Source organism: Desulfobacterales bacterium (assembly GCA_029211065.1).
Taxonomy (GTDB): Bacteria; Desulfobacterota; Desulfobacteria; order Desulfobacterales; family JARGFK01; genus JARGFK01.
Genome location: JARGFK010000033.1, coordinates 14,384 through 36,641 on the forward strand (window position 1 = coordinate 14,384; position 22,258 = coordinate 36,641).

Genomic DNA, 22,258 nt, shown 5'->3' on the forward strand with positions numbered 1-22,258 from the left:
TCAGTCACCCGTCCGGGTGGGATTCTGCTTGTGTTTCGTTTGCAAACTGCATCTGATAAAGTTTGAAATACTCACCCCGGCGGGCCATCAGTTCATCGTGCCTGCCCTCTTCGACGATTCGGCCGTCGGAAATCACGATAATCCGGTGGGCATAGGCGATGGTGGAAAGCCGATGGGCGATCACAAAGGTCGTTCGCCCCCTCATCAGATTTTCAAGGGCCTTTTGTACCAGTTTTTCAGATTCGGCGTCCAGGGATGAAGTGGCTTCGTCCAGTATCAGTATCGGTGCATCTTTCAGCAGCGCCCGGGCAATGCAGATCCGCTGTTTTTCACCCCCGGAGAGCCGACTGCCCAGTTCGCCGATGGTGGTATCGAATTGGTGCGGAAAGCTTTGGACAAAATCATAGGCATAGGCCGCCCGGGCCGCATTTTCAATGGCTTCGGCCGATGCATCTGGATTGCCATAGGCGATGTTGTTGCGGACCGTATCGTTAAACAGAATGGGTTCCTGGGTAACCATCGCGATCTGACTGCGCAGGGACACGATAGCGGCGTTACGAATGTCAATTCCGTCGATAAGAACAGCCCCGCTGCTGACGTCATAGAATCTCGCAATCAAATTGACCAGGGATGTCTTGCCGCCGCCGCTCATGCCCACCAGCGCCAGAATCTCGCCGGCGGAAACATTCAGATCGATATTTTTCAGGATCAGGGTGTCATCACTCCCCTCATATTTAAAAAAAACATCCTTAAACATAACGCTGTGAGGACCGGGTGTTATCTTCACGGGGCGTTCGGGGTCCCGGATATCGGATTCGGTTTCAATGATGTCAAAGACCCGGTCTGCTGCGGCCAGACCTTCCTGAATGGCATTGTTGACCCGGCTGATTTTTTTAACCGGATCATAAAGCATCAGAACCGCCCCGATAAAAGATGAAAATGTTCCCAGGGTAGACGAGCCCTCAAATACGCTTTTACCGCCATACCAGATGATAAAAGCAACCCCGACGCCGGCCAGCAGTTCCATGATCGCCGGCGAAAGCGCCTTGGCGATGACCGCCTTGATTTCAAAATCAAACAGCCTCCGATTTTTTATAAAAAAGCGTTTTTTTTCATGGGGCTCCATCCCAAAAGCCTTGACAATTTTTGAACCCGCAAAGGTTTCATGCAAAAAGGCAAACAGTTCCGCCATGGCTTCCTGGCTTCGGGTGGTGAATCGACGTACCCGCCGGCCGAATTCAAAAACCGGAAAGAATGCAACCGGCAAAATGATAATGGCGATCAGTGCCAGCTTCCAGTCGCGGTAAAATATAACAATTGTCAGCCCGATGATGGTAAAGAAATCCCTGAAGGCTGCTTTCACGGCATCGGATACCATTGACCGGATCAAAGCGACATCATTGGTAATTCGCGACATCAGAACGCCGGTTTTCATCCGATGGAAAAAGGAAAGGGGCAGATCCTGGATGCGGCTGTAAAGGCTGTCCCGCAGGCGCTTGATGATGTTAAGCCCCACATAACTCATGAAGTATTCCTGGCCGTAAAGACCGACGCCGCGGATTAAAAATATACCGATGACCACAAAGGGGAGCTTCCAGAGCATGGCGACGTCTTTAGCGATGAAGATGTCGTCGATGACGTTTTTGATCAAAAGCGCGGTTGCCCCGGTGGTCGCCGCCACCAGTATGCTGGAGACGATGGAAAGATAAAGCCTGAAGCGATTTTCCTTGATCAGCGCCAGCAGGTATTTATGACGCTCTTTTATTTTAGGCAGTTTTACAGTTTTCATATCGTCAGGATATCATATGACCGTAAAAACGATCCGCGCTTGTGGTAATCCGGCAAAGTTCCTCCTCCAGGCGCAACCGACAAGCGGACACCGTCTCCGGGTCAGCGTTTTCGGGAACACGGACAGGATCGCCATAAACGATCCGGCATCCGGCAAATGGCATCGGGAGTATAAAGCGGTCCCAGCTGTTGAATACTTTTATGCGGCTGGCGCTGTAAGTGACCGGTACGATCGGCAAGCCGGTTTTTTTTGCCAGCATAATGATGCCGGGCTGAACTTTAAAGCGCGGGCCCTGGGGCCCGTCCGGGATGATCCCGGCCGGCCGGCGGTTTTCTTTTAAATTTTTTATCATTTGAGAAAGCGCCCGCAGCCCCCCCCGCGTAGTTGACCCCCTGAAGGTATCATGGCCTTGTCTTTGAAGCGTTCGGGCGATGAACTCTCCATCCTGGGATTGACTGACGAGGATTGCCGCATTCCACCCCTGGTAAAGAAAACTGATGAGCAGAATACGCGAATGCCAGAAGGCAAAGATAAACCTGCGGCTTCCGATGATGGATGCTACCTTTTCGAAATCGATGGTCTCAATCCGGGTTGTTTTAAACAGCAGATCCACCAGCAGCTTGCCGAATATGCCGATCAGCTTCCATTTCAGTTCTTCAAACCACGGGGGTGATGATTTTTTCATTATTATTTTTCCAGCAGGGCCATTGCAACGGCGGCCGTCCGATCAGATGCCCCCGGGCCGCCCAGGGCGCCGACGGCAGATCGCAGCTCTTTTCGCAGCTGATCCAGGCCGGCTGCATCCCCTAACATCGCCGTTACTTTTGCAGCGATATTTTCAGGAAAGGCCTGGCCCTGAACCAGTTCGGGAACGATTTCTCTGTCGGCAATAAGGTTCACCAGCCCCATGTACCGCACTTGAATCAGCGCCCTTCCCATCCAGTAGCTGGGGAGGGACACCCTGTAAATAATGACCATGGGGGTTCCGGATATGGCCGCCTCCAGGGAAACGGTCCCTGACACCACAATGGCGAACCCGCAGCGCTTGAAGACCTGGTCCACCCCTTCAGATATAATTTCCGTCTTTATATCGCTGCCGTGCGTTTTTATGATCGAATCAACCAGCTCCCGTGTGACCGTGGGAGCCAGTGAAACCGCAAATTTTAAATTCGGGGTCTGTCGAATCAATTGCCGCGCAGCCGAAAGCATAATCGGCAGGTGCCGCAAAATCTCCCTTTCCCTTGACCCCGGCAGCAGGCCGATTGTCGAATGATCAGGGACGGTCGCACCAGCTTCCGGGCTATTTGCATATTGCTCGCCATCAAGCAGCGGATGGCCGACAAATGTTACGGGGATATCATGGGCCGCGTATAAATCCCGTTCAAACGGCAGTATCACAGCCACATGGTCCACGAGCTTTTTGATTTTGTTGATCCGGCCGGACCGCCAGGCCCAGATTTGAGGGCTGATATAATACAGAACGGGAATATCGAGCTTTTTGGCGATTGCCGCCGCATGGAGGTTAAAATCCGGGAAATCGATGAGAATGAGAAGATCCGGCCGCAGGCTTTTTAAGAGTTTTTTAACAACCCCCATTCCCTTTGCAAGCACCGGAATTTTGGATATGGCCTCGGTAAGCCCGACAACGGAAAGCGACGCGGCTTCCACCAGAATCCGGACCCCGGCTTCCCTGAGGAATTTACCGCCGATGCCGCAGAAGAAAAGGTCCGGTGAGCGTTTGCGCATGGCCCTTACCAGCCGGGACCCGTGCAGATCGCCGGAAGCTTCTCCGGTGATGATCATGACACATTTGGGTGCCTGCAATGGTTCCATGGTGTCACAAACCTGAAAACCGGCGGTTTGCGGAGTGAATCTGGTCCATGATATTCAAGGCGATATGCAGCGCTTCTCTTCCCATCTGGCCGGTCACCGCCGGAACCTCTCGCCGCCTGACAGCCCCGACAAACGCGCTTAATTCATCCTCTAATGCATCTCTCTGGGTAAAATTAAGCTGATTGACCTGCATCCCGGGGATCAGTCCTTCCCCGGTCTTATCGCCCTGGTTGATGACGGTTATCTCGCGTTTGGCAAAATCAACCGAGATATAGGCATCCCGCTGGAAGAGCCGGATTTTGCGTTCGTTTTTCATCGAAATCCTGCTGGCGGTCACATTGGCCACACAGCCGTTTTCGAATTCAAGGCGCGCATTGGCAATATCGATATGCCTGGTAATAACGGCAACTCCGGCGGCATGAATATTCTTAACTTCGGCGCGGACAAAGTTTAATATGATATCAATATCATGGATCATCAGATCCAATACGACGCTGACATCGGTTCCACGTTCCTGATAAATGCTTAATCGATGGGACTCGATAAACAACGGCTTTTTTATGATATCCTTATCTCTTAGGGCAACCACCGCCGGGTTGAATCGCTCAAGGTGCCCCACCTGAATAATGAGCCCTCTTTTCTCTGAAAACCGAATCAACTCGTCCGCTTCTGCCAGGGTCTGCGTCATCGGTTTTTCAATGAGAACGTCCACATCGTTTTCCAGAAAATCTCTGCTGACGGCAAAATGCGCCGGTGTGGGCACCACCACGCTGACCGCATCCACTTTGTCTAAAATTTCTTTATGACTTTCATACGCCTTTGTATTTACTTTCCGGGCGACTTCTTCAGCCTGGGCTTTATTGATATCGACGACGCCCACCAGATCGACATCATCCATTTTCGCATATTTTTCAGCATGAAATTTACCGAGATATCCTGTCCCGATGACAGCCACCCGGAGTTTTCGATTTTTTTGTTTGTCCTTTGCGGCAAGTGCCATTCTCTGTTTCCTATCTTCCCAGCCTCACAGCCTCCAAGCCTTCCAGCTTAACAGCCTATTTGCTTTTCACTCGAACCCTTGACCCCTTGAATCCTTTTCTATCTTATTCCATCGCCACAATCGCAATCCCGCATGCATCCGCCAGTTCAACCATCTCCTGTCGATCAAAGACAACCGCTTTGCAGGCTTCCAGCGCCAGCGCGGTTACACCGGCCGAGTTCATGGTCTGAATGGTTTCGACCCCCACAGCCGGCATATCGAATCTTAAATCCTGATTCGGTTTGCTGACTTTAATCAAAACCGCAGTTCCATTCCCCAGTTGACCGCCGCGCCGAATGGTCGCATCCGTACCGTCGATAGCCTCAACCGCCAGGACCGACCCGCCCCCCACCACCACACACTGGCCGATATCCAGACGACCGATTTCTTTGGCCAGTTTCCACCCCAGCTCCATGTCGGCCCTTTCAGCTTTGGCAGGCCTGCGTTTTGTCCAGCACCCCTTCTGCGCCAGCAGGCCCGGCAGCAAAAAGGTAGACGGTTTGACCTGGATGCCTTCATCGGCAAGCACACCGGCAAAGGCTCTTAAAATACCGTCATCATGGGTATGGCGCATCTTGACGATCAAAGAGATGGTTTTCATGTCGGGCTTCACGTCCGAAAACATCCGCGTTTTATTAATTGCGCCCAGCATGACGGCTTCGCTTACATTGTTTTCCTTAAAAAATTGCAGCAATCGCTTGATCTGACCGAGATGAATCCATTTGATCGCATCAACATACGCTTCAAGCGTCGGGTCCGTTTCGTGGTGATGGGCCGCGGCATAGACGCTAAAGCCTTTCGACCGTGCTTTTTTGGAAAAAATGATGGGGAACTGGCCGCTGCCGGCAATCAGCCCTATCCGCATGGTTTTGGTGTTCCTTTGCATGGGAGTAATCCAACGCCCGATGCTTTTGCCGCAATCGTCGGCGATTTCAACGGGTTACACCCCGCTCGGACGATTTAATGAATTCGATAAACTTCACCACTTCAGGTACCTGCTCAACTTCCGCCCGAACTCTTTCAACGGCTTCATTAACCGTCAGCCCGATCCGGAAGAAAATCCGGTACGCTTTTTTCAGCAGAGATAACGTTTTGGGGGACATCCCCTGGCGTTTGAGACCCACCAGATTCAAGCCGTGAAGTTTGGCCCGGTCACCGGCAGCAATCACATAGGGGGGGATGTCTTTAGGGATCGCGGATTTTCCGCCGATAAAGGCATAATCGCCGATTTTGACGAACTGGTGAATCGCCACCAGCCCGCCCACCGTGGCATAATCCCCGATGGTGATATGCCCTGCCAGGGTCGCATTGTTGGCCATCACCACTTTCCGTCCGATTTTACAATCATGGGCAATGTGGGTATAGGCCATCAGAAAGTTTTCTTCACCAATTTCGGTTACACCGCCGCCGAATCCGGTCCCCCGGTGAATCGTCACAAATTCTCTGATCATACTGCCGCGTCCGATTTTAACATATGTTTTTTCGCCCTCGAATTTGAGCGACTGGGGTACGGCGCCAATGGCGGCATACTGAAATATTTTACAATCCGGACCGATCGTGACATAAGGATCAATCACGACATGGGACCCGATAACCGTACCGGATCCGATAAAAACACTCTCCCCGATGATGGAATAGGGCCCGATCTCGACGTTTGTATCCAGCTCCGCCTTGGAACTCACAATTGCTGTTGAATGTATCATCATCACTCTCCAAATGTTGCCATTAACTCCGCCTCGGCAACGACCTTATCGTCGACTTTAGCCGTTCCCGCCATTTTAATCGCTTTCAGCCTTTGTTTGAGCAGCTTCACCTCAAAAATAATCTGATCACCGGGGACCACCGGCTTCCTGAATTTTACCTTGTCCATTCCCATGAAATAAACCAGCGCACCCCCTTTTTCCGGGGGTTGAGAATCGAGATACAGCACCCCGCCGGTCTGGGCCATCGCCTCAACAATCAACACGCCCGGCATGACCGCAAAGGCCGGAAAATGCCCCTGGAAAAAAGGTTCGTTGATGGTGACGTTTTTAAGGGCGACAATCCGGTCGCCGGGTATTAATTCAAGAACGCGATCGATCAGAATAAAGGGATAGCGATGCGGCAATAATTTCAGAATTCCCTGGATATCGTATTTTTTTTCCATTTCACCCCCTTAGAATGATAGACCTCTCAAAGTATTGTAACCCTGCTTTGGATCTTTATGCCATAAAATACAACTGCCAAGCATCAAGTTACAAAAAAAACCCCCTCCGGAGTCGGATATTTATTTTTTTTCCAGCTCTTTCAATCTTTTTTCTAATTCGTCAATCTTCTTTTTTAACTCGGGCAGTCTGGGCATAATCCGCTGAACCTTCAGCCACGTTCGATGCGGCATTTCAGGCCCTCCCGACACCACCGCTCCGTTGGGAAGAGATTTTGACACCCCGCCCCTGGGGCCGATAATCACATCGTCGCCAATCTCCAGGTGCCCGGAAATAGCCGCCTGCCCGGCCACGATCACATGCTTGCCGATGGTCGCACTGCCGGCAATACCGACCTGGGCCACCAGGATTGTATCTTCCCCCACCGTGACATTATGGGCGATATGAACCAGGTTGTCGGTCTTGACGCCCCGCTGGATCCAGGTCTTGCCGAAGGTTGCCCGGTCAATGGTATTGCCGGCGCCGATTTCAACGTCATCGTCGATCTGGACAATTCCGGTGTGCCTGATTTTTAGATACGTCCTTCCGTCCGGCGCATATCCAAAGCCATCGCTGCCGATGACCGTGCCGGCCTGAATGGTTACCCGGTTGCCGATGCGGCACCGTTCCAGAATGGTCACATTCGGAAACAGAATCACATCGTCTCCCATCACAACGTTGTCGCCGATCACGACGTTGGAATGGATGCTGACGCGATCCCCCAGGGTCACATTGTCCTGAATGACCGCAAAAGGCGCAACGGCAACATCCTTACCCATCACCACGTTGCTGCCGACATGGGACTGCGGATGAACGCCGGGTTTTTGTTTATTAGGAGGATAAAAAAATGTCAGCGCCCTTGCAAACGCCGCCTGAGGGTTTTTTGAAAAAATCAAGTTGATGACGGACGTTCCTTTAAAATCATGGGGAACAATAACGACGCCCGCCCCGCACACATCCATTTTTTTTAGGAATATGGCATCCCCGGCCCAGGTGACGTCATCGGCGCCGGCAGCCTCAAAGGGAGCAGCTCCCCGGATAATTTTGGCCCCATCGCCGCTGAATTTTCCCGCTACCATTTCAGACAGAGCAGCAAGTGTTATGGTCATCTCAGATGAATATCTATCAACCAAAACCACGATTCCTTTATTTTTTCTCGCTCTTTTCTTTCTTGTCTGTTTTCTGGGCGAATCGGGTGTTATACAGCTGGATCAGCTTATCGGTGATATCGATGGTATTGGGGGCATACACCACCCCACCTTCCGTTCTTTCCACCACCAGCAGATACCCCTCTTTTTTCCCGACTTCTTCCACCAGGGCAAACACATCATCCTGCAGCCGCTTGACAAGCCTTTTGTTCAGATTATTAATTTCCTGTTTAAATTTTTGTTCAAGGGTTTTAAAGTCATTTATCTTAATTCTAAATTCTCTCTCTTTTTCTTCCCGCATTTCCCTGGTCATCACCAGTGCTTCGCGATCAATTCTTTTTTTGATTTCTTCCAGCTCTTCCTGAGTTTTCTTAAGCTCGGTTTCCATAGCTTTCCCCTGCTTCGTAATTTCCGCCTGGGATGCTTTGCCGGCACTGGAGGTCTCTAAGATCCTTTGAAAATCGATCACGCCGATTTTGGCGACATCGGCACCGTAAGACGAAAAAGTCCCAAAGAAAAAAGTAAAGAGTGTTATCCCTAAAATAGTTTGTAAAGACCGCATGTTTCCCCCTCTGAAAATAATTTTAATTTTCTAAAATATTTGTATTTTTGGTTAAAAGGCCGAACCCATGGTAAATTCCCAGCGGCCTCCGGATCTTTCACCTTCTTTCGTATCAATGATATATCCGTTTTCCAGCCGGATCGGCCCGATGGGAGAAAACCACCGGATACCATACCCGGCACTTTGTCTCAGGCCGCTCAAAGACATGCTCTCGTCTTTGCCGTATACGTTTCCGGTATCATAAAAAAGAACGCCCACCAGGCCCTGCTTTTTAACTAAGGGAATTAATATCTCGAAATTAAACTGTACAAATTTTTCTCCCCCGATCTCGTCGCCGTTTTCGTCAATGGCGTGGATACCGCGCCAGTCAAACCCCCGCATCGAGTTCATACCGCCCAGATAAAATTTTTCGTAATCCGGCAGCAGCATGCCGGAATTTTCAGTGACAGAACCGGCTTTACCATGCAGAAAATTAACCACTCCCCAAAACAGCGGGATATACCAGCCGGTTTCCGCTGTAATTTTGCTGAAGCCGATATTGCCGCCAAGTCCGGCATATTGAAACGACAGGCTGTGATCGGACCCCTCAGTGGGATTGAACTGCCTGTCCCTGGAGTCATAATTGATGTAAGTCGTTATGCTGCTGGTAATATTGATTCCTTCAAGTTCTTTAATGGAATCGGCGGCATCCTCCGTGATGTCACTGATATCCGCCCGATCGTATTTATACGTTATGCCGGCACGGGTAAAATCAAATACCCGATAGCTGAACCTGAGCGCTCCACCCAGACTATCCTTTTCATAGGTGTCATAATCATAGTTCCAACTGTAAATGTCAAAACCGGCCGACAAAGGAATATCAAACAACCACGGCTCCGTAAAGCTTAATGTGTATTGGTCGGATCTCCCGCCGATCTCGCCTTGAAGCTTAAGCGTCTGCCCCCTTCCCAAAAAATTTCGTTGGGTAATGGAAGCAGTGACAAAAAAATCCTGAAGGGAGCTGTACCCGCCGCCGAAAGTAAAAGCGCCGGTGGGTTTTTCCGTCACGTCGATTTTGAGTAGTATGCTGTCATCGCTGTCGCCCTTTGCCGTGGCCACCTTGATATCCTCAAAGTAATCCAGCCGGTAAAGATTGCGGACGCCGCGTTTGAGACGTGATCCGCTGTATAGCTCCTGTTCATACACCTGAAGTTCACGACGGATGACCTTGTCCCGGGTCTTGGTATTGCCCCCGATGAGTATTCTTTCAAAATATACCTGCCGGCCCTTGTTGATTTGATAGATGATATTAACGATCCGTTTTTCCGGATCCTTGTCGACCGCCGGGGAAATATTGGCATAGGCATAGCCTTCGTCTGAATAAAGATCGCTGAGGTACAGCACGTCGTTACGAATAATTTCCCGGTTGTAGAATTTTTCGTTTAGGATTTTTACTTTTTTAAGCAAGTCTTCCTTTGGCAGGATGAGATCGCCGCTGATGTCGACCGCTCCTACGCCATATTGAGCGCCCTCTTCTATCCTGAAGGTAATCTCAATCCAGGTGTCTTTAAATTCAACCTGGGGTTCACCGATTTTGGCATCGACATACCCCTTGTTGTGATAAAAAGCAGCCAGTTTGGCAGCATCCTGGTTCAGATTTTCCTTATTTAATTCGCCTGAAGACGTCAGCCAGAAAAAGAAGCCCTTTTCCGAGGTCTGCATCAACCCTTTCAAATCTTTTTCCGAATATGCATTATTCCCTATAAAGGTAATTTTTTCGATGCGAATTTTTGCGCCTTCATCAATGACGAATGTCAGATCCGCCTGATTGTTGTCCCGCTGCTGAATATCATAGGTAACCCGGACATTGTGATAATTTTTATCCCTGTATAGGGCCTCAATCCGTTCAATATTATTATGGATTTTGAAAATATTCAGAATGGACCCTGTCTTTATGGTTAAATTTTCCTTTATTTTTCCATCATCATAAACCCGGTTGCCGCTGGTCCGGATGTACCGGATGGTTGCCTTTTCTTTTACATTAAATATGATTATTTTACCGCCGGGGGCGTCCTCTGACAGGATACGGACATCATCAAAATATCCCATCGAATAGATTGCTTTCAGATCCTTTGAAAGATTTCCGGTCTGAAATAAATCTCCGGATTTTGTTTGAATTTGCTTGCGAATCGCATCCGCCTCAATCCGGTTATTTCCGTCAACGCGGATATCAATAATTTTTTTCCACTTGAAAATTTTCGACCCGATATCTTGGGCAAGTTCTTTAACTGTTCCAAAAAGGTTTTCAATGCCATCGCCTTCCGTGAAGAAAGTTTCCGGTGGACGTTCCCCGATGGCTTCAACCATTTTTGCATCCATGCTGAATTTTGTGCCGATCCAGGTCAAGCTTCCCCAGACAACATAATCCGCACCGGTTTGGATACCGATTCTGCGAAACGCATCCAAAGTTCTCGACCCCTCTTTGGGGAGCAATCCGGCCGCGGTATTTACATCCACAACCCCTGCACCATCTTCGGACAGCTGTTTCAGAATAACCCCGGGGATCTCCACCCCCATATAGGAAAGGTCTTCCTGGGAATAAACATCAAACGGCAACACCACCACGCGTAAAGATTCCTTCGAACCGGCAGGCCCCGCCAGAAGGCATGTCATCAAAATTATCAAAAAACCGATGCGTTTAATCATAGATGCCCTTAGATGTTATCACCTGGAATTTGTCTAAAGATATTCATTCTTTTCTATTACCTTCGGCTGTCAACATTAAACCTGATTCCCATCAATTTTTATGCCGTATTCAGGCGTCAACCAACTGTCCCTCGCTAAGCGTCACAGACCTTGACATATAACCGGCAAGCTCCATATTGTGGGTCACAACAACCAATGTCGTGTTAAAATCCTGGTTCAACTTCAGCAATAACTCGTGGACCTGTTCACTGTTGTGCTTGTCCAGATTCCCGGTCGGTTCATCGGCCAGCAGCAAGAGCGGATTTAAGACAAGTGCCCGGGCCAATGCCACCCGTTGCTGCTCCCCTCCGGAAAGTTTACCGATTTTGTGGTGCAACCGGTCCTTGAGCCCCACCCGGACGAGTATGGTTTCTGCTGATTCCTCGGCAAGTTGGGGTTTACAGCCCTTGATCAGTGCCGGCATCATGGCGTTTTCAATTGCGGTGAATTCGGGCAGGAGATGATGAAACTGAAAGATAAAGCCCACCGATTCATTCCGAAAGACAGCCAGTTCATCATCATCGAACAGGAAAACATTTTTTCCCTGATACCAGAGCGCCCCCTTATCAGGCCGGTCCAGCGCCCCCATAATATGCAGGAGCGTCGACTTGCCGATGCCGGAAGCACCCACAATGGCCACGGTTTCACCTTTCTGCAGGCTGAAATTGACTCCCCTTAAAATTTCAAGCCGGACATTGTTATGGCTGAACGTTTTTGATATGCCGGCAGCATGAATAAAATCAGCCGGTTCCGAGTCGACGGGGCCGCCCTTTCCGTTATGTGGCTTTTTGAACACTGATCCTTGGAAATCAACCATATCGAATGGCCTCGACCGGATTGAGTTTTGAGGCCTGCCGGGCCGGATAAAGTGTCGCTAAAAAGCAGATGACCATCGCGGCAGATGCTATCAGAAAAACATCCAAAAATTCCAGTTTTACCGGAAGGGTCGTAAAATAATACACATCTCCCGGCAGCTCGATAAACTTGTAGCGTTTCAATAAAAAACATCCCAAAAATCCCAGACACAATCCCATCGTGGTGCCCACGCAGCCAATGACCATACCCTTAAAAATAAAAATTTTTCGAATGCTTTGATCCCTGGCCCCCATGGCCTTTAAAATGGCAATATCTTTAGTCTTCTGCATCACCATCATGATAAGGGTGCTGGCAATGTTAAAAGCGGCAACCAGGACAATCAGGGTCAATATGATAAACATGGCTTTTTTCTCGAGCTTAAGCGCCGAAAACAGGTTCTTGTTCATCTGCATCCAGTCCCTGGCCCAATAAGGAAACCCTAGCGCCGCCACCACCTTTTTCGCGACCTGATCGGCCTTATAAATGTCTTTAACCCGGATCCCCACACCGGTTACGGCATCCGTCATTCGCAAAAGCTGCTGTGCTTCCTGCAGATGGATATAGGCAAGGGACTGATCGTATTCATAAAAGCCGGATTCAAAGATACCGGCGACCCTAAACCGTCTCATAACCGGTACATGCCCGATTGGCGAAATCATTCCCCGGGGAGACAGCAGGTAAACCGATTCTCCTTCCACAAGCCCCAACGCGGCGGCCAGTTCCTTCCCCAGAATAATCGCGGGCGCGGCATCCGGCGATTTTTCTTCCCCGTTTTTAACGGACAGCTTTGCGGATACTTCTTCAAATGATGTTTGACGGTTTGTTTTTCCTCCCGGCTGAATCGATTCCGGATCAATCCCCCTCAAGACGGCGCCGGACACCCCGGATGATGAACGCAGCATGATTTGGCTGTAAATATAAGGCGCAGCCGATTCAATCCCTTCAACACTTTGGATCCGCTCGAGAATACGGCGATAGTCTGAAAAAAGCCCGCCGTGTCGCATCAGAACCACATGGGGTTCCAGTCCCAGGATGCGCGACCTGAAATCCGCTTCGGCGCCGGACATGACCGCTATCACAACAATCAAGGCCATGACACCGACGGTAACGCCGGCCATGGACAATACGGTAATGAGCGATATGAAGGCCTGGCGCTGTTTGGATCTGAGATAACGGCCGCCGATGAACAATTCAAAAGACATGATTCAATTGGCCTTGCGTGTTTAGGTTCAGCCGGTAGCTGCAACGGCTCGATTTAGTCGTTTTAATCACTGCTGCTGTCCTTTGCCAGCGGCTTCATATGGGGAAAGAGAATGACTTCCCGGATAGAGGCGGCATCTGTTAACAACATGGTCAGCCGATCGATTCCGATTCCTTCTCCGGCGGTAGGCGGCATTCCATATTCCAGCGCTTCAATATAGTCCAGGTCCATGTAGTGCGCTTCCTCATCCCCGGCTTCCCGGTCTTCGACCTGCTGTTGAAAACGTTCTTTCTGTTCATTGGGATCATTCAGTTCAGAAAATCCATTGGCGATTTCACGTCCGGCGATGAAAAGTTCAAACCGGTCCGTCAGGTCGGGTGTCTCTCTGTTCCTGCGCGAAAGCGGGGACACTTCCACCGGGTATCCGGTAATAAATGTGGGCTGGATAAGATGGGGCTCCACCAGTGCATCAAAAAGTTTTGTAACAATTTTTCCCCAGCGCCCGTTCTTGGTAATGTGAATCCCCTTATCGGCTGCAAATGCCAACAAGCCCTCTTTATTCTTGGCTTTAAGAAGCTCGGGGTCAATCCCGCCTATTCTTTCCAACGCTGTTGTCAGAGCCATTCGCTGCCACTTTTTCCCCAATTCTATTGTATCTCCCTGATAGGTGATTGAATCCGAACCAATCAACTCCCTAGCGATGGCGGGAAACATTTCCTCCGTTAAATCCATCATGTCATGATAATCTGCGTAAGCCTGGTAAAATTCCAGCATGGTAAATTCAGGATTGTGCTGGGTGGAAATCCCTTCATTGCGGAAACTTCTGTTAATCTCGAAAACCCTTTCAAACCCCCCCACCACCAGACGTTTGAGATAGAGTTCAGGTGCGATCCTTAAAAAAAGATCCATTCCCAGTGCATTGTGGTGGGTCTTAAAGGGGGTTGCTTCGGCGCCACCCGGAATGGTCTGCATCATGGGTGTTTCCACTTCCATGAAATCCCTTTTGAGCAGAAATACCCTTATGGCCTGTATAATTTGACTCCGCTTGATAAAAATATCACGCACGTGGGGATTCATAATCAAATCAAGGTATCGCTGGCGATAACGCTTTTCGTGGTCTTTCAGGCCATGAAATTTTTCCGGAAGCGGTCGGAGGGTCTTGCTGATCAGCTTGACTTCCTGGGCCAGCAGGGTCCATTCACCCGTCTTTGTTTGAAACACCGATCCTTTCAGGCCGACAAAGTCGCCGACGTCGATCTGCTGGAAAAGCTCGTAGATTTTTTCACCGACCTGATCTTTTCGAATGTAGGCCTGAAGCTGTCCGGTTCGGTCGCGGAAACGCACAAAAGCGGTTTTCCCAAACCGGTTGATCGCCATCAGACGACCGGCCACACAGAAAACAGGCGTTTTTTCGGCAACGTCAATGCTCTCTTTTTCAATAGCGTGTTTAATTTCAAGAACCGTATCGGAAACCTTGGTGTCATTCGGAAAAAGCTCGACATCCATATGTATCAAGTCGGCAAGTTTCTGCCTGCGATTTTCTATGACATCGCTTGGTTTATTTTTATCCATGAGATACCGCCGTCACTTAAAAAGTTAAAATATTCAATCGCGGTCACCTCATTTGGGTGAATCAAACAAAAAATTTTGTCTGCATAACCGCAAAAATATAAATGAAATAAAAAGATTAATTTGAATCAGGTAACCTATTTACAGATGGGTGTCAAGTTTAAGTTGGTGGTCGGATAAGCCTAAATTTTAAGGTAAACGTGGTCCCTTCGTTGATTTTACTTTCCACTTCCAGCCAGCCGTTATAGGACTCAAGTATGCTGTGGACTATGGAAAGTCCCAATCCTGTTCCCCCTGGTTTTGTTGTGAAAAAAGGGTCAAAAATCGATTCCAGCGTTTCTCGGGTCATGCCGCAGCCATCATCGCTGATTTCAATGCAGGCAAACCTGCTTTTTGATGGATACAATTGTATTTGGATACGACCGCTCCCATCTATGGCTTCAGCCGCATTCAGCAGTAGATTCCATAAAATCTGGCGCAAATGCCCCGCATCCATTTGAACCCAGACATTCGGTGTCACTGTTTTCGTTACGGAAACATCCCGACCTTTTTTGGTGGTCTTGTCGAGCAATTCGACCACTTCAGATAAGACTTTGCCAAGATCGATGGCCTCAGTTTTCCCGGCCGGCGGTTTGGCAAACAAAAGGAAGTTGCTGGCAAGGGAACTTAACCGATCCGCCTCTCTCAAGACAATCTGCATCAGCCTTTCATGCTGTGGATTATAATCAATATCTTCACTTAAAAGCTGAATCGATCCCGTTAGCGAGGCCAGCGGATTTTTAATTTCATGCGCCAGACCGGCGGCCATCTCTCCCACAACAGCCAGCTTTTCAACCCGCTTGACGTGATCCTCCATGGCCGCCAGCTCTTTTTTGGTCTTTCTTTCCTCTTCCGATAAAAGGCTGCTTAAAATAGCGACCGCAAAACAGGCCACCATGGTGATCATGATCTTGTAAAGAACATGGCTCCCGGCATAATCGGCGGCACTCAGGGTTACCCCTGCGGCATTTAACGGCTTTAGTATGCCATAAAACTCCAGGTCCAGCATGATACCATATTGGATGCTGCACAGAGCAGCCATGATCATGCTCCCCCTTCGAAACAGGAGCATACTTGAGTAAATAATGATTACCAGGTATAAAAAAGAAAATATACTGGAATAACAACCTGTTACAAATATAATCAGTGACACCACGACGGTGTCGATGCTGATCTGGATGTAGGTAAATAGAATTCCCCGCTTGACGTATTTTAAAATAACGGCATACGTAAAAGAAAGCAGAAAAATACCGGCGATCAGACCATAAAGGAGCAAAAGGGGGGGGGCCAGGGGTGAAGCGCTTTCACCCAACTGCAGAATAATCGTTGACCCCAGAAGCAACGAGGTAAACAGCACCCGAGACAACATAAGCCATTGGAGTTTTTGATAAAAATCACTCTCAGGCTTTATGTACAAGCTGCTCATTTAGGACAAAAGGCGACCGTTGTCACCGTTCCCGGGAAAACGGCAAGCCATGTTCTGCAAATCTGTGAAGCGTCCCTTCGGCATTTGTCAACCACCCACCATACCGGCCATCTGGAATATGGGGAGGTACATGGATACAACCAATCCGCCGATGACGACCCCTAAAAATACCATCATAAACGGTTCAATCATGGCGGTGAGATTTTCCACAGCCTGATCGACTTCATCATCATAAAAATCAGCGATTTTCCCTAGCATGGTATCCAGCGCCCCGGTTGATTCGCCCACCGAAATCATCTGACAGACCATCGAAGGAAAAACACCGGTTTCCAGAAGAGGGTCGGCCATCGTGCGGCCTTCGGAAATACCCGAGCGGACATGATACACCGCTTTTTCAACGGTTTTGTTTCCGGCTGTTTTTGCGACGATATCCAAAGCATCCAAAATAGCAACACCGCTGGTGAGCATGGTGCTCATGGTCCGGGTAAATTTGGAGACGGCGACTTTGCGGAGCAGCGGCCCGAATACCGGCAGTTTGAGAAAAAGGTCGTCCAGCACGATACGACCTTTGACAGTTGCGTAAAATTTCTTAAATCCCACCACAAGTCCGCCAACAGCACCAAGGACGAAAAGAATATTCTTCCTTGCAAAATCGCTCATGGCCACACATATCCGGGTCGGAAGCGGCAATTGGCCGCCGAAATCCGCAAACATTTGGGTAAACACCGGAATAACAAAAACCATGATCACAGCCACCACGATAACGGCAATGATGATGGTAATGATGGGGTAGGTCATGGCGCCCTTTACTTTGGCCTTTAATTTTGACGCTTTTTCCATGTAAGCCGCCAGGCGCGACAAAATATTGTCGAGGATACCGCCGATTTCACCGGCTGCGATCATGTTGACAAAAAGGTCATCGAACTCTTTGGGATATTTTTTCAAGGCATCTGCAAGGGTGGATCCACCTTCAACAGTCTCTTTGATCGACTTGAGCATTTTTTTAAATGTTTTGTTTTCCTGCTGGGACTGAAGGATATCCAGGCACTGAATAATGGGTAGTCCGGCATCGATCATGGTGGAAAACTGCCTGGCAAACAGCATAATATCGGCCTTTTCCACCTTGGGCTGAAAAAAGGCGACATTTTCAAATAGATCTTTGGGTTTTGCCTTTATCTTGGTGGGGGTAATTTTTTGCCTGAGCAAGTTGTTTCGAACGACATCCTGACTCGGGGCTTCCATCTCCCCTTTCTGAGTTACATTATTTCTATTTTTTCCAACCCATGTAAAAACCGGCATAACTTACCCTCCTTCTTTTAACCCCTTCAGAAACGATTTGCTGCCGCAAGAGAGTTAACACGGAAAATAATTCATTGGATCTTTTATCACAATCAGGTTAAAATATCAATATATTTACGGAGATTATAGAATCTTGTTCTTGATAATCACCGCCATCTATGTATAGAGGTACAAGCGCCACCGGTTCCGGGCAGAAACCAATAGATCATGTCAGTTGATTTTACCACCAGCAGGTAGATGGACGTGGCAAAGAAACAGTCGACAAAAAAAAGAGGGATCACCATCATTACCACGCACATCAATGCCGACTTTGATGCCCTTGCCTCCATGTTGGCCGCACAGAAACTCTACCCGGAAGCCCTGGTGGTCTTTCCGGGTTCCCAGGAAAAAAATCTTCGAAATTTTTTTATTAATTCGATGGTTTACCTGTTCAACATGGCCGACATGAAAGATATCGACCTGTCTTCAATAAAAAAGCTGGTTCTGGTGGACACCCGGCAACCCAGCCGTATCGGCAAGCTGTCTGACGTTCTGACTCGGCCGGATCTGGAAATACACATATTCGATCATCATCCACCCATGGATAATGATATCCGGGGCCATTACGAAGCGATTCAACCCACCGGCGCAACGGTCAGCATTCTGACCGAAATGATTCTGGCAAAAGGGATCGACATTTCACCGGATGAAGCCACCATTATGTCCCTGGGAATCTATGAAGACACCGGTTCTTTCACATTCAGCTCGACGACCGAAAAGGATTTTAAGGCCGCCGCCGAATTACTGTCAAAAGGGGCGAATCTGAATATCATATCCAACCTGATTGCCAGGGAAATCAGTCCGGAGCAGATCGGGCTGCTCAACGATATGATTCAGGCAACGACGAATTATACCATCAACGGCATTGAAATTATCATTACCAGTGTGACCACGGATAATTATGTGCCGGACTTCGCTTTTCTGGTCCACAAAATGGTTAAAATGGAAAACCTTAATGCGATTTTCGCTCTGGCGCGCATGGAAGACAAGGTATACATTGTGGCCAGAAGTCGGATCCCGGAAGTGGATGTGGGAGCGATTGTCACTCCCTTTGGCGGCGGCGGCCACAATTTTGCCGCTGCTGCGACCATTAAGGGGATGACGCTGGTCCAGGCCGAACAACAGTTGCTTGAAATTCTTTATAAAAATATACGATCCCGGCGTCTGGCAAAAGACCTGATGTCGGCGCCCGCCATAACCGTCGGCGCCGATGTCTCATGCAAAGAGGCCGGCAATCTGCTGACAAGATATAATATCAACGCCCTGCTGGTTGCCGAAAAAAACCCTGGCAAAGACCGGCTGCTGGGACTTATCTCCCGCCAGGTTATTGAAAAGGCCCTTTACCACCAGTTGGACCATGTCTCTGTGCGGGAATATATGACATCGGAAATCGCCTTTGTGGGACCGGATGCGGATCTTTCCGAAATACAGGAAAAAATAATCGAAAATAAACAGCGGATTCTGCCGGTCATCGACAAAGCGGTGATTATCGGCGTGGTTACCCGCACCGACCTGTTGAACGTCCTGGTGCGTCAGTCCCAGCGGGCGGCTGAAGTATCTCTTGATCCCATGAAAGAACCCCTGCGCGCACGCACCCGCAATATAGCAAAATTCATGAAAGAACGGCTCTCGGACCGGCTGCTCGGTGTTCTCAAAGACATCGGCGAAGTTGCCGCTGAACTTGGCGTGGGCGCTTTTGTTGCCGGGGGATTTGTCCGGGACCTGTTCCTTTACCGACCCAACGAAGATCTTGACATCGTCATCGAAGGCGATGGGATTGAATTTGCAAGGAAATACGCTAAAATGGTGGGGGCGCGGATCCATTCATACCGCAAGTTCGGCACGGCTGTGATTATCTTTCCGGACGGATTCAAGATCGACGTCGCTTCCGCCAGAATGGAATATTACAAATTTCCGGCAGCCCTACCCATCGTGGAAATGAGTTCCATCAAGCTGGATCTCTATCGCCGCGATTTCACCATCAATACCCTGGCGATTCAATTGAACCCCGGAAAATTCGGCACGCTCATCGATTTTTTTTCTGCACAAAAGGACATCAAGGCAAAAGCTGTCCGTGTATTGCATAACCTCAGCTTTGTGGAAGACCCCACCCGCGTTTTTCGTGCCATTCGATTTGAGCAGCGATTTGGATTTGCCATCGGCAAGCTCACCTCCAGCTTAATCGAAAATGCCGTCAAAATGGATTTTTTTAAAAGCCTGAGCGGACGACGCGTTTTTGCCGAACTGCGCCTGATCCTGGCCGAAGAAAACCCGACCCCGTCCATCGTCCGGTTGAATGAATACAATCTCTTGAATGTGATCCATCCCCGCATACGGTTTGACAAGGAGCTGGTCGACCTGTTCAATTCCGTTAAAAAGGCCATCTCCTGGCATGATTTGCTTTTTCTGGAAGAATCCTATATGAAGTGGGCCGTTTATTTTATGGCGCTGATCAGAAACTTTGACAGGAAAACATCGGAAGCAGTCTGCCTGCGGTTTGAACTGGCTCCCCGTTATCAGCAGTTTTTCTGCAAAGATCGCATGGAAGCCAATCGCTGTCTCAAGTGGCTTGAACAAAGAAAGTCCATCAGCAACAGCCTGCTCTATCAAAAACTTTGCGGCTTTAAAGTTGAACTGATTCTTTACATGATGGCCGCCACCAGGTATGAACGGGTTAAAAAACATATTTCTTATTTCTACACGCACTTGCGTCCTGTTCAAATATCGATAACCGGCAAGGAATTGAAAGAAATGGGTCTTGAACCCGGTCCGATTTACCGGGAGATTCTATATGCGGTGCGCTACGCCAGATTAAACGGCCAGTTGAAATCCAGAAGCGACGAAATCGAGTTTGTTAAGGATTATGTTCAATAATTTTAATTTAAATCATATCATCGTCATGCTGGTCCCCCTTGTTTTTGCGGTAACGATTCATGAGGTGGCCCATGGCTATGCCGCCCTTCGCATGGGCGACGATACCGCCCGCCGGGCGGGGCGGTTAACGTTGAATCCCCTTAAACACCTCGACTGGTTCGGGTCTTTGCTTCTGCCCGCTTTGCTTAAGTTTTCCGGATCACCCATCATTTTTGGTTACGCCAAGCCGGTGCCGGTCAATTTCCATAATTTTCATAATTATCGCAAAGGGACCCTGTTGGTGGCCTCGGCCGGAGCAGCAGCCAACCTGACCCTGGCCCTTCTGTCCGGCGCCTGTTTTCAGGCCTTATTAAAATATGGACCGGTATGGTACGATTCATTTATTCGTCCGGTAGGGATGGATCTTCTCATGATGCTGGGTTATAGCGCCATTATCAATTCGGTTCTGGCAGTCTTTAACCTGATCCCGATTCCCCCTTTGGACGGCAGCCGGATTCTTGCAATGATATTGCCGGCACCCCTCCAGAAACAGTTTTTTCGGTTTGAACGCCTGGGCATGCTCCTCATCATTTTCCTGCTCTTTATAAACACACTCAACCGACTGATGTCATACTTTTTAAACCCGTTAATAAAATTTTCGCTGGGAAAGGACGGCCTGGCTTTTATTTTTGGCTGACAGGAGTTTAACAATGGTAAAAAAGAAACGGATTTTAAGCGGCATGCGCCCCACCGGACCGCTGCACCTGGGCAATCTGCACGGCGCTTTGCTGAACTGGGTCGACATGCAGGAACAGTATGACTGTTTTTTCTTTATTGCCGACTGGCATGCGTTGACCAGTGACTATGAAGATACCCGCGCCATGGGCGGCTATATCAACGAAATGATGATCGACTGGCTCAGCGCCGGACTGAATCCGGAAAAGAGCACCCTGTTTGTGCAGTCGCACGTTAAGGCCCATGCCGAGCTGTTTCTGCTGCTTTCCATGATTACGCCGGTACCCTGGCTGGAGCGCAACCCCACCTACAAAGACCAGATTGTTCAGTTGAGCAACAAGGATCTTTCCACCTTCGGTTTCCTGGGCTATCCCGTTCTTCAGGCCGCTGATATCATCATGTACAAGGCCGACGGCGTTCCGGTGGGCATGGACCAGGTCCCCCATGTTGAAATTACCCGCGAGATTGCCCGCAAATTTAATTTTCTATACGGCAATGTTTTTCCGGAGCCTGAAGCGATTTTAACCAAAACGCCCAAAATTCTCGGCATCGACCGGCGTAAAATGAGCAAAAGTTATCAAAACGCCATATTTTTATCGGACGCCCCTGATGTGATTGCATCCAAGGTGGCCGGAATGATCACCGATCCCCAGCGCGCCCGGAAAAGCGATCCCGGCAATCCGGATGTTTGCAATGTTTTCGAGTTCCACAAGGTCTATTCCGACAAAGAAACCGTTGATCGCATTAATACGGAATGCCGCAGCGCCCAAATCGGCTGTGTGGAATGCAAACAAATCATGGCGCAAAACCTGACCAAGGCCCTTGAGCCGATCCGCCAACAACGGGCCCATTATGAAGCCCGACCGGATCTTGTAGCAGATATCATTGCATCCGGCTGTCTGAAGGCGACAGCCGTCTCCCAAGAAACCATGGCGGAAGTGCGCGCCGCAATGAGATTATAGGA

18 protein-coding genes are annotated in these 22,258 nt (G+C 49.2%); 3 read left to right on the forward strand and 15 right to left on the reverse strand.

All coding sequences use genetic code 11. The features are described from left to right. Positions 1 to 4: 4 nt before the first annotated feature. From P1P89_09330 to P1P89_09400, 15 genes are all read right to left on the reverse strand, one after another. The gene (locus tag P1P89_09330; GenBank protein MDF1591701.1) at positions 5 to 1,789 is read right to left on the reverse strand and encodes an ABC transporter transmembrane domain-containing protein; all 1,785 of its coding nucleotides are present in this window, start codon (positions 1,787 to 1,789) and stop codon (positions 5 to 7) included. A gap of 4 nt (positions 1,790 to 1,793) precedes the next feature. Continuing rightward, positions 1,794 to 2,474 carry a lysophospholipid acyltransferase family protein gene (locus P1P89_09335; protein MDF1591702.1) on the reverse strand — a complete coding sequence of 227 codons (681 nt, stop codon included), beginning with the start codon at positions 2,472 to 2,474 and terminating at the stop codon, positions 1,794 to 1,796. A 2-nt stretch (positions 2,475 to 2,476) separates the two neighbouring features. Further along, on the reverse strand, positions 2,477 to 3,622 hold the full coding sequence (gene lpxB / locus P1P89_09340; protein ID MDF1591703.1) for a lipid-A-disaccharide synthase: 1,146 nt from the start codon (positions 3,620 to 3,622) through the stop codon (positions 2,477 to 2,479). Positions 3,623 to 3,626: 4 nt separating this feature from the next. Continuing rightward, positions 3,627 to 4,622, reverse strand: a complete 996-nt coding sequence (locus P1P89_09345) for a Gfo/Idh/MocA family oxidoreductase (protein MDF1591704.1) — start codon at positions 4,620 to 4,622, stop codon at positions 3,627 to 3,629. A gap of 103 nt (positions 4,623 to 4,725) precedes the next feature. Further along, positions 4,726 to 5,547 carry a UDP-2,3-diacylglucosamine diphosphatase LpxI gene (gene lpxI / locus P1P89_09350; protein ID MDF1591705.1) on the reverse strand — a complete coding sequence of 274 codons (822 nt, stop codon included), beginning with the start codon at positions 5,545 to 5,547 and terminating at the stop codon, positions 4,726 to 4,728. A 46-nt stretch (positions 5,548 to 5,593) separates the two neighbouring features. Beyond that, positions 5,594 to 6,364 carry an acyl-ACP--UDP-N-acetylglucosamine O-acyltransferase gene (gene lpxA, locus P1P89_09355; GenBank protein MDF1591706.1) on the reverse strand — a complete coding sequence of 257 codons (771 nt, stop codon included), beginning with the start codon at positions 6,362 to 6,364 and terminating at the stop codon, positions 5,594 to 5,596. Between the two features lie 2 nt (positions 6,365 to 6,366). Then, positions 6,367 to 6,807 (reverse strand): 3-hydroxyacyl-ACP dehydratase FabZ, encoded by a 441-nt coding sequence (gene fabZ, locus P1P89_09360; protein MDF1591707.1) that lies wholly within the window; start codon positions 6,805 to 6,807, stop codon positions 6,367 to 6,369. Positions 6,808 to 6,927: 120 nt separating this feature from the next. Further along, positions 6,928 to 7,977, reverse strand: a complete 1,050-nt coding sequence (lpxD, locus tag P1P89_09365) for a UDP-3-O-(3-hydroxymyristoyl)glucosamine N-acyltransferase (GenBank protein ID MDF1591708.1) — start codon at positions 7,975 to 7,977, stop codon at positions 6,928 to 6,930. A gap of 13 nt (positions 7,978 to 7,990) precedes the next feature. Further along, positions 7,991 to 8,554, reverse strand: a complete 564-nt coding sequence (locus tag P1P89_09370) for an OmpH family outer membrane protein (protein ID MDF1591709.1) — start codon at positions 8,552 to 8,554, stop codon at positions 7,991 to 7,993. 51 nt (positions 8,555 to 8,605) lie between these two features. Beyond that, a complete protein-coding gene (bamA, locus tag P1P89_09375; GenBank protein MDF1591710.1) occupies positions 8,606 to 11,206 on the reverse strand; it encodes an outer membrane protein assembly factor BamA in 2,601 nt (866 codons plus the stop codon). Positions 11,207 to 11,348: 142 nt separating this feature from the next. Then, the gene (locus tag P1P89_09380) at positions 11,349 to 12,074 is read right to left on the reverse strand and encodes an ABC transporter ATP-binding protein (protein ID MDF1591711.1); all 726 of its coding nucleotides are present in this window, start codon (positions 12,072 to 12,074) and stop codon (positions 11,349 to 11,351) included. 13 nt (positions 12,075 to 12,087) lie between these two features. Then, a complete protein-coding gene (locus P1P89_09385; GenBank protein MDF1591712.1) occupies positions 12,088 to 13,335 on the reverse strand; it encodes a lipoprotein-releasing ABC transporter permease subunit in 1,248 nt (415 codons plus the stop codon). Positions 13,336 to 13,397: 62 nt separating this feature from the next. Further along, entirely contained in the window at positions 13,398 to 14,906 is a 1,509-nt protein-coding gene (gene lysS, locus P1P89_09390; GenBank protein MDF1591713.1) for a lysine--tRNA ligase, read from the reverse strand. A gap of 157 nt (positions 14,907 to 15,063) precedes the next feature. Next, on the reverse strand, positions 15,064 to 16,299 hold the full coding sequence (locus P1P89_09395; GenBank protein MDF1591714.1) for an ATP-binding protein: 1,236 nt from the start codon (positions 16,297 to 16,299) through the stop codon (positions 15,064 to 15,066). Positions 16,300 to 16,455: 156 nt separating this feature from the next. Further along, a complete protein-coding gene (locus P1P89_09400; GenBank protein MDF1591715.1) occupies positions 16,456 to 17,667 on the reverse strand; it encodes a type II secretion system F family protein in 1,212 nt (403 codons plus the stop codon). Between the two features lie 237 nt (positions 17,668 to 17,904). Here P1P89_09400 and P1P89_09405 point away from each other — a divergent pair, with 237 nt between their 5' ends. From P1P89_09405 to trpS, 3 genes are read left to right on the forward strand one after another with little or no spacing between them, the layout of a single operon-like run. Further along, on the forward strand, positions 17,905 to 20,580 hold the full coding sequence (locus P1P89_09405) for a CBS domain-containing protein (GenBank protein MDF1591716.1): 2,676 nt from the start codon (positions 17,905 to 17,907) through the stop codon (positions 20,578 to 20,580). Beyond that, entirely contained in the window at positions 20,570 to 21,256 is a 687-nt protein-coding gene (locus P1P89_09410) for a site-2 protease family protein (GenBank protein MDF1591717.1), read from the forward strand. Before P1P89_09405 ends, P1P89_09410 begins: the two co-directional genes overlap by 11 nt. Positions 21,257 to 21,269: 13 nt before the next feature. Beyond that, positions 21,270 to 22,256 carry a tryptophan--tRNA ligase gene (trpS, locus tag P1P89_09415; protein MDF1591718.1) on the forward strand — a complete coding sequence of 329 codons (987 nt, stop codon included), beginning with the start codon at positions 21,270 to 21,272 and terminating at the stop codon, positions 22,254 to 22,256. The last annotated feature ends 2 nt before the right edge of the window (positions 22,257 to 22,258 follow it).

Bases quoted from the DNA above. Each gene is read 5' to 3' on its own strand.
- P1P89_09330 (MDF1591701.1), bottom strand. From the start codon at position 1,789: ATGAAAACTGTAAAACTGCCTAAAATAAAAGAGCGTCATAAATACCTG.
- P1P89_09335 (MDF1591702.1), bottom strand. From the start codon at position 2,474: ATGAAAAAATCATCACCCCCGTGGTTTGAAGAACTGAAATGGAAGCTG.
- lpxB (MDF1591703.1), bottom strand. From the start codon at position 3,622: ATGGAACCATTGCAGGCACCCAAATGTGTCATGATCATCACCGGAGAA.
- P1P89_09345 (MDF1591704.1), bottom strand. From the start codon at position 4,622: ATGGCACTTGCCGCAAAGGACAAACAAAAAAATCGAAAACTCCGGGTG.
- lpxI (MDF1591705.1), bottom strand. From the start codon at position 5,547: ATGCAAAGGAACACCAAAACCATGCGGATAGGGCTGATTGCCGGCAGC.
- lpxA (MDF1591706.1), bottom strand. From the start codon at position 6,364: ATGATACATTCAACAGCAATTGTGAGTTCCAAGGCGGAGCTGGATACA.
- fabZ (MDF1591707.1), bottom strand. From the start codon at position 6,807: ATGGAAAAAAAATACGATATCCAGGGAATTCTGAAATTATTGCCGCAT.
- P1P89_09370 (MDF1591709.1), bottom strand. From the start codon at position 8,554: ATGCGGTCTTTACAAACTATTTTAGGGATAACACTCTTTACTTTTTTC.
- bamA (MDF1591710.1), bottom strand. From the start codon at position 11,206: ATGACATGCCTTCTGGCGGGGCCTGCCGGTTCGAAGGAATCTTTACGC.
- P1P89_09385 (MDF1591712.1), bottom strand. From the start codon at position 13,335: ATGTCTTTTGAATTGTTCATCGGCGGCCGTTATCTCAGATCCAAACAG.
- lysS (MDF1591713.1), bottom strand. From the start codon at position 14,906: ATGGATAAAAATAAACCAAGCGATGTCATAGAAAATCGCAGGCAGAAA.
- P1P89_09400 (MDF1591715.1), bottom strand. From the start codon at position 17,667: ATGCCGGTTTTTACATGGGTTGGAAAAAATAGAAATAATGTAACTCAG.
- P1P89_09405 (MDF1591716.1), top strand. From the start codon at position 17,905: ATGGACGTGGCAAAGAAACAGTCGACAAAAAAAAGAGGGATCACCATC.
- P1P89_09410 (MDF1591717.1), top strand. From the start codon at position 20,570: ATGTTCAATAATTTTAATTTAAATCATATCATCGTCATGCTGGTCCCC.
- trpS (MDF1591718.1), top strand. From the start codon at position 21,270: ATGGTAAAAAAGAAACGGATTTTAAGCGGCATGCGCCCCACCGGACCG.